Below are 13,458 nucleotides of genomic sequence, written 5' to 3'. Positions count from 1 at the left end.
CCCAGGGGTGTCGGATCAGAACGCCGGAACCACAGCGCCTTTGTACTTCTCGACGATGAACTGCTTCACCTCGGGCGAGTGCAGTGCGGCCGCCAGTTTCTTCATGTCTTCCGAGTCCTTGTTGTCCGGGCGGGCAACCAGGATGTTCACGTAAGGCGAGTCGCTGCCTTCGATGGCCAGCGCGTCTTTTTCCGGGTTCAGCTTGGCTTCCAGCGCGTAGTTGGTGTTGATCAGGGCGGCATCGACCTGGGTCAGCACGCGCGGGATGGTGGCTGCTTCCAGCTCACGGAATTTGATGCTTTTCGGGTTCTCGGCAACATCCTTCACGGTCGACAGGATGTTCTTGTTGTCCTTGAGCTTGATCACACCGGCCTTGTCCAGCAGCAGCAAGGCGCGGCCGCCGTTGGTGGCATCGTTGGGGATGACCACGGTGGCGCCGGAGGACAGCTCGTCGAGCTTCTTGATCTTGGTCGAATACACGCCCAGCGGCTCGATGTGCACGCCGGCCACGCTCACCAGGTTGGTGCCCTTGGCCTTGTTGAACTCATCCAGGTACGGCTGGTGCTGGAAGAAGTTGGCGTCCAGGCGCTTTTCGGCAACCTGCACGTTCGGCTGGATGTAGTCGGTGAATTCCTTGACCTTCAACTCCACGCCTTGTTTGGCCAACTGCGGTTTGACGAAGTTGAGGATCTCGGCGTGCGGCACCGGGGTGGCGGCAACGGTCAGGGTATCGGCGTGGGCCGAGAAGGCCGCGACAGCGGCAGCGACAGCAAGCAGCTTCTTCATTGATCACTCCTTGTGAGGGCCGCGACGGCCCCCGAACGGGTCGGCCGGGCCGACCCCATTGGGGTTACTTACGGGAAAAATGCACGACCAGTTTGTCGCCCACGCTCTGCAGGACTTGAACCAGTACCAGCAGCAGTACCACGGTCACTACCATCACATCGGTCTGGAAACGCTGGTAGCCGAAGCGGATAGCCAGGTCGCCGAGGCCACCGGCACCCACCACACCGGCCATGGCGGTGTACGAAACCAGGGTGATGGCGGTGACGGTAATGGCCGCGAAGATGCCCGGGCGGGCCTCTGGCAGCAGGGCGTTGGTGATGATCTGGCGGGTGGTGGCGCCCATCGATTGCGTGGCTTCGATGATGCCGCGGTCCACTTCACGCAGGGCGGTTTCAACCAAGCGCGCGAAGAACGGCGTGGCACCCACCACCAGTGGCGGGATGGCGCCGGCAACGCCCAGCGAGGTGCCGGTGATGAGCACGGTGAACGGGATCATCACGATCAGCAGGATGATGAACGGCAGCGAACGCAGGATATTGACCACCAGCGACAGCAGCGCATACACGCCCTTTTGTTCGAACATCTGCTTCGGCCCGCAGAGGAACAGCAGCACGCCCAGCGGCAGGCCCAGCAGCACGGTGAAGAACAGCGAGCCGAACAGCATGATCATGGTGTCGATGGTGGCCAGCCAGATTTCGGCCCAGTCGACGTTGGCGAAGAAATTCAGGGCGTCCATCAACGCAGTACCTCCATATGTACGTCAGCTGCCTTGAAGCGGGCGAACGCCGCTTCCATGTCTCCGCCGATCAGGGCGAGGGTGAGCTGGCCATAGGGGATATCCTTGATGCGGTCGATACGCCCGGCGAGGATGCTGTAGTCCACGCCGGTTTCGCGGGCCACGGTGCCCAGCAGCGGCGCGTAGGTGGCGTCGCCTTGGAAGGTGAGGCGCACGATGCGGCCTGGCACGTGCGCGAAGTCGTCGCGCTGCTCGCCTTCGTCGACCTGCTCGTCTTCCTGGACGAAACGCTTGGTGGTGGGGTGCTGCGGGTGCAGGAACACTTCGGCCACCGAGCCTTGCTCGACGATCTGGCCGGCGTCCATTACCGCCACGCAGTCGCAAACCCGGCGGATCACGTCCATCTCGTGAGTGATCAGCACGATGGTCAGCTTCAGTTCACGGTTGATCTCGGCCAGCAGTTGCAGGACCGAGGCCGTGGTTTGCGGGTCGAGGGCACTGGTGGCCTCGTCGCACAGCAGGATCTTAGGGTTGGTGGACAGGGCGCGGGCGATGCCGACGCGCTGCTTCTGGCCGCCGGACAGCTGCGCCGGGTACTTCTTGGCGTGGTCCGACAGGCCCACGCGGGCCAGCAGCTCGGTGACGCGCTTGTCGATTTCGCTGCGCGACAGCTCGCCGGCCAGGGTCAGCGGCAGGGCGACGTTGTCGGCGACGGTCTTGGAGGCCAGCAGGTTGAAGTGCTGGAAAATCATCCCGACCTGCTGGCGGAAGCCGCGCAGCTGGCTGGCGTTGAAGGCGGTGACGTCTTCGCCGTCGACGATGATCTTGCCGCCGGAGGGCTCCTCCAGGCGGTTGATCAGGCGCAGCATGGTGCTTTTGCCGGCGCCGGAATGGCCGATCAGGCCGAACACCTGGCCATCTTCGATGGTCAGGCTGGTCGGATTCAGTGCGGGGATTTCCCTACCGGCAACGCGGTAGGTTTTATGTACCTGTTGGAACTCGATCACGTAGCGAACCTTGTGGGGCGCATTGAAATTTGGGTCAGCGGTTAGCTGGGGTCGCGCATTTTAGCCTTTTCCCATAGCTGTTCTTAGCATTTATTTCGTAATGCACCAATCCATCGGGTATATCGCGACAACCGGTAATCCTGATTGAACGCTCGGCGAAGCCTTCCAGTCACTAGTTGAACAAGCCCGACACGGGCACGCCTGAAGACTGACGAGGAGAGCCGACCATGCCCAGCAAGAAAACGGACGCGCCCAAGCACAGTGAGGCCGCCGGCACCCAGACCCCTGATCGGGCCAACACCAATGCCAAGTTGCAAAGCCTGGAGGCTTTGCGCAGCGATGCCACGGGGCAGGCTTTGCGCACCAACCAAGGGGTGAAGATCGCCGATAACCAGAACAGCCTCAAGGCGGGTATTCGTGGGCCGTCGCTGCTCGAAGATTTCATCATGCGCGAGAAGATCACACACTTCGACCATGAACGCATCCCAGAGCGCATCGTGCATGCCCGGGGTACCGGGGCGCACGGCTACTTCCAGAGCTACGGCTGCCACGCCGAATTGACCAAGGCTGGTTTCCTGCAGGACCCGGAAAAGATCACCCCGGTGTTCGTGCGCTTTTCAACGGTACAGGGGCCGCGTGGGTCGGGTGATACAGTGCGGGATGTGCGCGGTTTCGCCGTCAAGTTCTACACCGATGAAGGCAATTTCGACCTGGTTGGCAACAACATGCCGGTGTTCTTCATCCAGGATGCCATCAAGTTCCCGGACTTCGTGCATGCCGTGAAACCTGAACCGCACAACGAAATGCCCACCGGTGGTTCGGCCCACGACACGTTCTGGGACTTCGTTTCGTTGGTGCCGGAGTCGGCGCACATGGTGATCTGGGCCATGTCCGACCGCGCCATCCCGCGCAGCCTGCGCATGATGGAAGGCTTTGGCGTGCACACTTTCCGCCTGATCAACGCCGAGGGTGTGGCCAGTTTCGTCAAGTTCCACTGGAAGCCGCGCCAGGGTGTGCACTCGGTGCTGTGGGACGAAGCGCAGAAACTGGCCGGCAAGGACACTGACTACCACCGCCGCGACCTGTGGGACGCTATCGAGTCGGGTGATTACCCGGAGTGGGAGCTGGGTGTGCAGATCGTGCCCGAGGCGGACGAACACAAGTTCGACTTCGACCTGCTCGACCCGACCAAGCTTATCCCCGAAGAGCTGGTACCGGTGACGCTGCTGGGCAAGATGGTGCTCAACCGCAACCCGGACAACTTCTTCGCCGAAACCGAGCAGGTGGCCTTCTGCCCAGGGCATATCGTGCCGGGAATCGACTTTACCAACGACCCGCTACTGCAGGGGCGGCTGTTCTCGTACACCGATACCCAGATCAGTCGGTTGGGCGGGCCGAACTTCCATGAAATCCCGATCAACCGCCCGCTGGCGCCAAACCACAACAGCCAGCGCGATGCCATGCACCGCATGACCATCGACAAGGGCCGGGCTTCATACGAGCCCAACTCCATCGACGGTGGCTGGCCGAAGGAAACACCCCCTGCGGCGCAGGACGGTGGCTTCGAGAGTTATCAGGAGCGCATCGATGCGCACAAGATCCGCCAGCGTAGCGAGTCGTTCGGCGATCACTTCTCCCAGGCGCGGCTGTTCTTCCAGAGCATGAGCCCGACCGAGCAGCAGCACATCATCAAGGCCTACAGCTTCGAATTGGGCAAGGTGGAGCGTGAAGCGATTCGTGAGCGTGTGGTGAATGAGATTCTGGCGAATATCGATTTGGAACTGGCGGCGGCGGTAGCGCAAGGCCTTGGGTTATCGGCACCCAAGCGGGGGACGGTCAAAGTGAAAGGCAGCAAACCCGCGCAATCCAAGGCGTTGAGCCAGATGAACCATCCTGGTGATCTAGGTATCAAGGGGCGCAAGATCGCGCTGTTGCTGGCCGATGGCGTGGAGGCTGCGAGCGTCGACAAGTTGGTCAAGGCACTGGAGGCGCACAGTGCACGGCTGATGTTGCTAGGCCCGACGTCGGCGCCGGTAAAGGCTGCGGATGGCAAACAACTGCCGGTGGATGCGTCGATGGAGGGGATGCCGTCGATCATGTTCGACGGGATTGTCGTGCCCGCAGGCAAGGCCTCGACGGACGCTTTGGCGGCTAGCGGGCTGGCCAAGCACTTCCTGTTGGAAGGCTACAAGCACCTGAAGGCGATGGTGCTGACCCAAGACCTGATGAAGCGCCTTGGGCTCACGCAAGACAAGGGCTTGCAACAGGGGGATGACCAGAAGGCCGTAGAGGCCTTTGTCAAAGCGGTTGAGGGGCATCGAGTGTGGGAGCGGGAGGCGGCTGCGCAGGCTATCCCAGCCTGATCGAGGCGAGGCTAGGCCTTGTGTGATCCCTGTAGGAGCAGCCTTGTGCTGCGAAGAGGCCGGTATGACAGAAGCATTTCTGTGGTAGTACCGGCCTCTTCGCAGCACAAGGCTGCTCCTACAAGGGCGTGTGTTTGCCGCAGTTCACTGTTGGTGAGGGACCAATACCACTTGTGCCGGCAGTGAGCGCTGAATTTCATGCTTCTGCTTGAGATCGAAGTTGCTGTCGATCTTGCGCACCCGCTTCTCCAGCAACGTCTTCAGCCAAGGCGCATCGTCGGTACGCGGCACCTGGAACACCACTTCGCAGTCATAGCTCACCACATCGGCGGCGATGTCATCTAGCTGGCGGCGCATGGCGCGGCTGTCAGTGGTCTTCAAGGCCACCACCGTGCTTGGCGCTGTCGGGTCGATGATACGTGCCTTGGGTTTGGCTTCAGCGGCTTTCAAGGCTGCCTCCGCCTTGTCCAGCTCGGCCTTGCGTGCCTGGCTCAGAGGATCGCCACCGGTCACTGCCGGGGCTTGCGGCATCAGTGCACGGGCGCGGGCCAAGGCGGTAGCGGCCGCGTTCACATCGCCCTTCTGCAGGACGATCTGGCTGCGCTGCAGGTAGGCTTCGGCCAGCTGGCGCTGGTATTGCTCCAGGCGTGGGTCATCCGGCGACTGGGCTTGCAGGGTTGCAAGCTGGTCTTCGGCGGTGGCCAGCTCGTTACTGGCGATGTTCTGTTGCAACTGCTGCCAGGCATCGGCTTGGGCAGGTGCGGTGGCCTGTTCGACCGGCGCGCTGGAGCAGGCAGCCAGGAACAGGGAAAACGCGGCAACAAGCAGATAACGGGAGGCGAACGGCTTCATTCCTGCGACTCTCTATTTGCGCAAAAAGCGAGCAAGTCTACACCCAGGTGCGCACGCTCGAAAACAGGTCTTACAGACCCTTTACCCGGCAAAAGGTTGCAAGGCGTGCCTGCACACGCCCTGCTTCTCAGCGTTTTGGCAGGGCCAGGCTCAGCAAGAATAGCACTGCCGCGCAGACCACGATCGACGGGCCGGCGGGGGTGTCCTTGAACCAGGACATGGCCAGGCCGCCGCAGACAGCGGTGACGCCCAGCAAGCTGGCGCCCAGGGCCATCTGCTCTGGCGAGCGGGCGTGACGCTGTGCCGCAGCCGCGGGGATGATCAGCAGCGAGGTGATCAGCAACACACCCACGATTTTCATGGCAACGGCAATCACCACCGCAATCAGCAGCATCAGCGCCAGGCGCAGGCCGGCCACGGGCAGGCCTTCGACCATGGCCAGCTCTTCGTGCACGGTAACCGCCAGCAGTGGCCGCCACAGTGCGGCGAGCAGCAGCAGGACCAGCGCACTGCCGCCGAGGATCCAGGCCAGGTCGGTGGTGCTGATGGCCAGCAGGTCACCGAACAGGTAGGCCATCAGGTCGATGCGTACGTCATGCATGAAGCTCAGCACCACCAGGCCCAGCGACAAGGTGCTGGGGGCGAGGATGCCGAGCAGGGTGTCGGAGGCCAGCGGCTGGCGTTGCTGCAAGGTCACCAGCAGAATCGCCAGCAACAGACAGCCCACGGTGACCGCCAGCGCCGGGCTGACGTCCAGGGCAAAGCCCAGGGCCACACCGAGCAAGGCGGCATGGGACAGGGTGTCGCCAAAGTAGGCCATGCGCCGCCATACCACGAAGGAGCCCAGCGGGCCGGCAACCACTGCCAGGGACAAGCCGGCAAGCAAGGCGTAAAGAAGAAAATCAGCCATGCTTGCAGTGCTCTCCGTGAACATGGGTGCCAGGGGCGACCACCGAGCCGTGCAGGTCGTGGCTGTGGTCGTGATGGTGGTGGTAGATGGCCAGGCTAGGTGCGGTCTGGCCGAACAGCTCGACGAACGCCGGGTCGCCGCTGACTTGTTCGGGGTGGCCCGAACAGCACACGTGGCGGTTCAGGCACACCACCTGATCGGTGGCGCTCATGACCAGGTGCAGGTCGTGGGACACCATCAGCACGCCGCAGCCGTGGCGGTCGCGCAGGCGGGTGATGAGGTTGTACAGCTCGGTCTGGCCGACCACGTCCACCCCTTGCACCGGTTCGTCGAGCACCAGCAACTGGGGCTCGCGCAGCAGCGCGCGGGCCAGCAGGACGCGTTGCATCTCGCCACCGGAAATGGTCTGGATGGGGCTGTCGATGACCTGTTCGGCGCCCACTTCCTGCAGCGCCGACAAGGCTGCCGCGCGGTCTACGCCGGGCACCAGGCGCAAGAAGCGCAGCACCGACAACGGCAGCGTGGCATCGACCTGAATCTTTTGCGGCATGTAGCCAATGCGCAGCTTGGGCTTGCGCCATACCTTGCCGCGGTGTGGCTTGAGCAGCCCGAGCACGGCGCGCACCAAGGTGGTCTTGCCCGCCCCGTTGGGGCCGATCAGGGTGACGATCTGGCCTGGGGCGACCGACAGGTCGATGCTGTCGAGCACTGCCTCGCCGCCAAAGGTGACGCCGACCTGCTCCAGGCGGATCAGCGCGTCGCTCATGCTGCGCTCCGGCAGTTGCCGCACAGGCCGACCACTTCCACGGTCTGGGTCTCGACGGTGAAGCCCACGCCTTTGGCGCTGTCGATGATGGCCTCGCTGATGCTGCTTTGCTCCAGCTCTATGGCCACATGGCAGGCGCGGCAGATCAGGAATTGGCCCTGGTGCACATGCTCGGGGTGGCTGCAGCCGATGAAGGCGTTGAGCGAGGCGATGCGGTGCACCAGGCCGTTTTCCAGCAGGAAGTCCAGTGCGCGGTACACCGTGGGCGGCGCGGCGCGACGGCCATCCTGCTCGCTCAGCACGGCGAGGATGTCGTAGGCGCCCAGCGGCTTGTGGCTTTGCCATACCAGCTCCAGCACTCGGCGGCGCAGCGCGGTCAGGCGCAGGCCCTGGCGGGTGCACAAGGCGTCGGCTTCAGCCAGTGCGCTGTGTACGCAATGGGAGTGATCGTGAGGACGGTTGGCCAGCGGCGTGATGGACATGGGCAGCGACGGTTCTGGATGGAGACGTTATTATGTTACCTGTTTCTGACGACTCGAGTATCCACCGTGTCCCGATTCCTAGCTCTGTTTGTCGCTTTCATCGCATTTTCCGCCCAGGCCGACGTGCGCGTGCTTACCAGTATCAAACCCCTGCAGCAGATTGCCGCCGCCGTGCAGGATGGCGTTGGCAGCCCTGACGTCTTGCTGCCACCGGGCGCTTCGCCGCACCATTACGCCCTGCGCCCGTCGGATGTGCGGCGGGTGGGCGATGCCGACCTGCTGTACTGGATCGGCCCGGACATGGAGAACTTCCTGCCGCGCGTGCTGGCTGGCCGCAGCAAGGCCACCGTGGCCGTGCAGTCGCTGACGGGCATGAAGCTGCGCCATTTTGGCGAGGACAGCCACTCCCATGAGGAAGCAGACCACGACGACCATGACCATGATCACCGACCAGGGAGCCTGGATGCTCACCTGTGGCTATCGTCGGTCAATGCGCGGGTGATTGCGGCGAAAATGGCGGCTGATCTTGCACAGGTCGATCCGGCCAACGCTGCCCGCTACCAGAGCAACCTGAAAGCTTTCGGCGAGCGCCTGGATGCGCTGGATGCGCGTATCAAGGTGCGGGTGGCCGGTATTGCCGACAAGCCCTACTTCGTGTTCCACGAAGCGTTCGACTACTTCGAGGCCGAGTACGGCTTGAAGCACACTGGCGTGTTCAGCGTGGCGTCCGAAGTGCAGCCTGGGGCGCAGCATGTGGCGGCGATGCGCAAGCGCCTGCAGGAAGTGGGTAAAACCTGTGTGTTCAGCGAGCCGCCGCTGCGCCCGCGCTTGGCCGAGACCCTGACCGCCGGGTTGCCGGTGCGCCTGGCCGAGCTGGATGCGCTGGGGGGTACCGACCCAGTGGATGGCAAAGGGTATGAGCGCTTGCTGGAGAAGCTGGGCGGTGACCTGGCTGGGTGCCTGGAACAGCTGTAAGCCTGTGCCGGCCTTTTCGCGAGCAAGCTCGCTCCTACAGGGACACCGCTGACCTGTAGGAGCGAGCTTGCTCGCGAAGGGGCAGAAGAGGAACTAGAGGGCGAACGGCAGGTGCAAAGCCACCTGCTGGCGCTGCGCCAAACGCACTTCGAACTCGCTCGGGTCGTGGATCATCACATCCATCCCGGCAAACGACTCGGCTGCAATCAGGCGTGACAGCCAGAACCGCACGCAGCCTACCCGCAACATTTCCGGCCACAGCTCGGCCTCGGCCGCCGTGAATGGCCGCAGCGCCGCATAGGCCGCCAGCAGCGCCTGTGCACGCGGTACATCCACCGCACCCTGCTCATCCAGGCACCAGTCGTTCACGGTGATGGCGATGTCATACAGCATCGGCCCGGAACAGGCGTTGTAGAAGTCGATCACACCGGTCAGGCGGGTGCCTTCGAACATCACGTTGTCGCGGAACAGGTCGGCATGCAGGTTGGCCCGTGGCAAGGCCAGGATCTGCGCCTTGTGCGCGCTGATTTCATCCAGTGCCGGTTGCAGCAGTGCGGCTTGCTCGGCAGTCAGGCGCGGCAGCAGTTCGGCACCCGAGGCCAGCATCCAGTCCAGGCCACGGTCGGTGCGACGCTCGATGATGTGTTCACGGGTGGCCAGGTGAATGTGCGCCAGCAGCTCGCCGACCTGGGCGCAGTGCTGGTTGTTCGGCGCCTTGATGTGCTTGCCCGACAGCCGAGGCTGCAGCAATGCAGGTTTGCCGCACAGCTCGCGCAGGCCGTTGCCGTCGCGGTCACGAATGGCGTAGGGCACTGGCATGTCGGCAGCGTGCAAGGTATCGAGCAGCTCGATGAAGAACGGCATGTCCTCGCTTGGCCCACGCTCGATCAGCGTCAGGACGAACTCCCCCTGTTCGAGGCTGACGAAGAAATTGCTGTTCTCGGTGCCGGCGGCAATGCCCTGGAAGTCGAGCAGACGGCCCAGCTGGTACGGCGCCAGAAAGGTTTCCAGCTCAGGCCGGGTCACGGGGGTGAAGACTGACATGATGAAAAAATGCCCATACGGGCACTTCCGCCGGGAAGTGCCGGGTTGATGTGAACGGTGCGCGTCAGATTACCACTCGAAGATCTTCCAGGACGGAATCAGCATGTCCGGCTGGTCGGATCGAATGAAATTGGCATCAGTGCCATCAGCGCGCACCAGAAAATAAGGCTTGCCGTTTTTCGGCGTGATCTTGATCGCATACAGGAAGCCGTTCTGGCGGTATTCCTGGATGGTTTTGTCGCCTTCCGTGCGAATGGTCACCTCGGGATCGGCCGAGGGGGCGTCGTCCGCCGCCAGGGTAACGACAGGCATGGTTGCCAACAGGCCGAGCAGTAACAGGCGATTGAGTGTACGCATGATAACCTAGTCCCTTTGTCGTCAATGATTCTGGCTATTCTAGCGCCGGACCCGTCGAAAAGGTTGATTCTGCTCATGAGCCAAGCGCCCCTCGTCCTGGTGGACGGTTCCTCCTACCTGTACCGCGCCTTTCACGCGCTGCCGCCGCTGACCACGTCCAAGGGCATGCCGACCGGTGCGGTGAAGGGTGTGCTGAACATGCTCAAGAGCCTGCGCAAGCAATACCCCGACAGCCTGTTCGCCGTGGTGTTCGACGCCAAGGGCGGCACGTTCCGCGATGCGATGTTCGCCGAGTACAAGGCCAACCGCCCCAGCATGCCAGACGACCTGCGGGTGCAGATCGAGCCGCTGCACGCCAGCGTCAGGGCGCTGGGCTACCCGCTGCTGTGTGTGGAGGGTGTCGAGGCTGACGACGTGATCGGTACCTTGGCGCGCAGCAGCTCCGCCCTGGGCCGCCCGGTGATCATCTCGACCGGTGACAAGGACATGGCGCAACTGGTGGACGGGCACATTACCTTGGTCAACACCATGATCGGTAGTGTGCTGGACGTGGCTGGCGTGCATGAGAAATTTGGCGTCGGCCCGGAACATATCATCGACTTCCTGGCCCTGATGGGTGACAAGGTCGACAACATTCCCGGCGTGCCGGGCGTGGGCGAAAAAACCGCGGTGGGGTTGTTGACCGGCATCGGTGGCGGCCTCAGCGACTTGTACGCCAACCTGGACAAAGTACCCACGCTGGCCATTCGCGGTGCCAAGACCCTGCCAGCCAAGCTGGAGGAGCACCGCGACGCGGCGTTCCTGTCCTATGAGCTGGCTACCATCAAGGTCGACGTACCGCTGGATGTCGAGGTCGAGGCGCTGGTGTGCGGCGAGCCCGATCGCGATGCGCTGTTGGCGCTGTATACCGAGATGGAGTTCAAGAGCTGGGTGGCCGATGTGCAGCGCGATGCGGCCAAGGCCGGTGCTGACATTGCGCCGGTCGCGGAGCCGGCGGCCAAGGTCGAGCCCAAGTATGAAACCATTCTCGACCAGGCCCGTTTTGACGCCTGGCTGGAGAAACTGCGCCAGGCACCGCTGTTCGCCTTCGACACCGAGACCACCGGCCTGGATGCCCAGCAGGCGCAGTTGGTAGGCCTGTCGTTCGCTGTCGAGCCGCACGAGGCGGCCTATGTGCCGCTGGCCCACGATTACGAAGGCGCGCCGGCCCAGCTGGACCGCGAAGCCGTGCTGTTGGCGCTCAAGCCGCTGCTGGAAGACCCGGCCAAGGCCAAAGTCGGGCAGAACGCCAAGTACGACATCAACATCCTCGCCAATGGCGCGCCGGCCATCGACATGCGTGGCGTGGCCTACGACACCATGCTCGAGTCGTATGTGCTGAACTCCACGGCGACCCGGCATGACATGGACAGCCTGGCGCAAAAGTACCTCGATCACACCACCATCGCCTTCGAGGACATCGCTGGCAAGGGTGCCAAGCAACTTACCTTCAACCAGATCAACCTCGACAAGGCCGGCCCCTACGCCGCCGAAGACGCCGACATCACCCTGCGCCTGCACCACGCGCTGCAGGCACGCCTGGCGCAGACGCCGAGCGTGCAGCCGGTGCTGATGGACATCGAGATGCCGCTGGTACCGGTACTGGCCAAGATCGAGCGCCAGGGGGCGTTGGTCGATGCCGCACTGCTGCAGGTACAAAGCGGTGAACTGGGCGTGAAGATGGCCGAGCTGGAGCAACGTGCCTACGAGCTGGCCGGTGAGGAATTCAACCTCGGCTCGCCCAAGCAGCTGGGCGCGATCCTTTACGACAAGCTGGGCATGCCAGTGCTGAGCAAGACCGCCAAGGGCCAGCCATCTACCGCCGAAGCCGTGCTCGACGAGCTGGCCGAGCAAGGCTACCCGCTGCCCGAAGTGCTCATGCAGTACCGCAGCCTGAGCAAGCTCAAGAGCACCTACACCGACAAGCTACCCGGGCAGATCAACCCCCGCACCGGGCGTATCCATACCTCTTACCAGCAGGCGGTGGCGGCCACTGGCCGGCTGTCTTCGAGCGACCCGAACCTGCAGAACATCCCGATCCGTACCGCCGAAGGCCGGCGCATCCGTCAGGCGTTCATCGCCAGCCCAGGTTACCAGCTGCTGGCGGCGGACTACTCGCAGATCGAACTGCGCATCATGGCCCACTTGGCCAAGGACGAAGGTTTGCTGCACGCCTTCCGCAACGACCTCGACGTGCACCGCGCCACGGCGGCGGAAGTGTTCGGTGTGGCCCTGCAAGACGTCACCACCGACCAGCGACGCAAGGCCAAGGCCATCAACTTCGGCCTGATTTACGGCATGAGCGCCTTTGGTTTGGCCAAGCAGATCGGTGTCGACCGCAAGCAGTCGCAGGATTACATCGACCGCTACTTCGCCCGCTACCCAGGCGTGCTGGCCTACATGGAGCGCACCCGCGCCCAGGCCGCCGAGCAAGGCTTTGTCGAAACCCTGTTCGGCCGCCGCCTGTACCTGCCGGACATCAACGCCAAGAACCCGGCCCTGCGCAAAGGTGCCGAGCGCACGGCGATCAACGCACCGATGCAGGGTACGGCGGCCGACATCATCAAGCGGGCCATGGTCAATGTGGACAACTGGCTGACCGAGAGCGGGCTGGATGCCCGGGTGATCCTGCAGGTGCACGACGAACTGGTACTTGAAGTGCGTGAAGACCTGGTTCAGCAGGTGAAAGATGAAATTCGCCAGCACATGAGCCAGGCTGCGCAGCTGGATGTACCGCTGCTGGTGGAGGCAGGAATTGGCGCGAATTGGGACGAAGCTCACTGATTGAGCGGGGAAAGCTGTGTAGGATCTGCGACGTAGTGACGCGGATCCTGGCACCGCTCAGTGCCATTGGTGCTGAAATTTCATGAAACTATCGCAATTAGTTTTGAGGGCTTTGGAACTAAACCGGTGAAGCGGAACTCAGAGTAACTGAATGGCTGGTGAAGCCCTTCGATGCTCCTATGTTGTGTTAAGTGTTGGCAGATATCTGGACCCCGCCCTAGCGGTCCGGACTTGGACCCCGAACTTCCCCCTCCCCATACGAAGTCCGGGGTTTTTTTTGCCCGGAATTTGACCTGGCAGACGCTGCGGCCCTTCCCTGTAGGAGCAGCCTTGTGCTGCGAAAAGGCCCGTATGGGC

General features: G+C 62.9%; 12 protein-coding genes. 3 read left to right on the top strand and 9 right to left on the bottom strand.

Annotated features, from left to right (window positions below; translation table 11 throughout):
• Nucleotides 1-15: 15 nt before the first annotated feature.
• From ACNFBR_RS17655 to ACNFBR_RS17645, 3 genes are all read right to left on the bottom strand, one after another.
• Entirely contained in the window at nt 16-786 is a 771-nt protein-coding gene (locus tag ACNFBR_RS17655) for a MetQ/NlpA family ABC transporter substrate-binding protein (protein WP_416736105.1), read from the bottom strand.
• Nucleotides 787-850: 64 nt separating this feature from the next.
• Complete coding sequence (locus ACNFBR_RS17650; RefSeq protein WP_416736104.1) at nt 851-1,522, bottom strand: methionine ABC transporter permease; 672 nt, start codon at nt 1,520-1,522, stop codon at nt 851-853.
• A complete protein-coding gene (locus ACNFBR_RS17645) occupies nt 1,522-2,529 on the bottom strand; it encodes a methionine ABC transporter ATP-binding protein (protein WP_416736103.1) in 1,008 nt (335 codons plus the stop codon). The genes ACNFBR_RS17650 and ACNFBR_RS17645 overlap by 1 nt, the downstream gene beginning before the upstream one ends.
• 227 nt (nt 2,530-2,756) lie before the next feature.
• Here ACNFBR_RS17645 and katE point away from each other — a divergent pair, with 227 nt between their 5' ends.
• A complete protein-coding gene (gene katE / locus ACNFBR_RS17640) occupies nt 2,757-4,892 on the top strand; it encodes a catalase HPII (RefSeq protein WP_416736102.1) in 2,136 nt (711 codons plus the stop codon).
• 144 nt (nt 4,893-5,036) lie between these two features.
• On the opposite strand, the gene ACNFBR_RS17635 is transcribed toward katE, so the two are convergent.
• From ACNFBR_RS17635 to zur, 4 genes are all read right to left on the bottom strand, one after another.
• The gene (locus tag ACNFBR_RS17635) at nt 5,037-5,744 is read right to left on the bottom strand and encodes a PA5502 family lipoprotein (RefSeq protein WP_416736101.1); all 708 of its coding nucleotides are present in this window, start codon (nt 5,742-5,744) and stop codon (nt 5,037-5,039) included.
• Nucleotides 5,745-5,871: 127 nt separating this feature from the next.
• On the bottom strand, nt 5,872-6,654 hold the full coding sequence (gene znuB / locus ACNFBR_RS17630) for a zinc ABC transporter permease subunit ZnuB (RefSeq protein ID WP_416736100.1): 783 nt from the start codon (nt 6,652-6,654) through the stop codon (nt 5,872-5,874).
• Nucleotides 6,647-7,420: a zinc ABC transporter ATP-binding protein ZnuC gene (gene znuC, locus ACNFBR_RS17625; protein WP_012269923.1), complete on the bottom strand. Its 774-nt coding sequence runs from the start codon at nt 7,418-7,420 to the stop codon at nt 6,647-6,649. Before znuC ends, znuB begins: the two co-directional genes overlap by 8 nt.
• Nucleotides 7,417-7,902, bottom strand: a complete 486-nt coding sequence (zur, locus tag ACNFBR_RS17620) for a zinc uptake transcriptional repressor Zur (RefSeq protein WP_416736099.1) — start codon at nt 7,900-7,902, stop codon at nt 7,417-7,419. Before zur ends, znuC begins: the two co-directional genes overlap by 4 nt.
• Before the next feature lie 18 nt (nt 7,903-7,920).
• Between zur and ACNFBR_RS17615 the strand changes: the two genes are divergently transcribed.
• A complete protein-coding gene (locus tag ACNFBR_RS17615) occupies nt 7,921-8,877 on the top strand; it encodes a zinc ABC transporter substrate-binding protein (RefSeq protein ID WP_416736098.1) in 957 nt (318 codons plus the stop codon).
• A gap of 93 nt (nt 8,878-8,970) precedes the next feature.
• On the opposite strand, the gene ACNFBR_RS17610 is transcribed toward ACNFBR_RS17615, so the two are convergent.
• Together ACNFBR_RS17610 and ACNFBR_RS17605 are read right to left on the bottom strand one after the other, a co-directional pair.
• Nucleotides 8,971-9,921, bottom strand: coding sequence for a homoserine kinase (locus ACNFBR_RS17610; RefSeq protein ID WP_416736097.1), 951 nt, complete (start codon nt 9,919-9,921; stop codon nt 8,971-8,973).
• Nucleotides 9,922-9,990: 69 nt separating this feature from the next.
• On the bottom strand, nt 9,991-10,278 hold the full coding sequence (locus ACNFBR_RS17605) for a DUF2782 domain-containing protein (protein ID WP_010951520.1): 288 nt from the start codon (nt 10,276-10,278) through the stop codon (nt 9,991-9,993).
• Nucleotides 10,279-10,353: 75 nt separating this feature from the next.
• Here ACNFBR_RS17605 and polA point away from each other — a divergent pair, with 75 nt between their 5' ends.
• Entirely contained in the window at nt 10,354-13,101 is a 2,748-nt protein-coding gene (gene polA / locus ACNFBR_RS17600; protein WP_416736096.1) for a DNA polymerase I, read from the top strand.
• Nucleotides 13,102-13,458: the final 357 nt, after the last annotated feature.

The organism is Pseudomonas sp. NY11955 (assembly GCF_048068035.1).
Classification (GTDB): domain Bacteria; phylum Pseudomonadota; class Gammaproteobacteria; order Pseudomonadales; family Pseudomonadaceae; genus Aquipseudomonas.
Note: the sequence above shows the minus strand (reverse complement) of the source record. Positions and strands in the feature narration are given on the sequence as shown.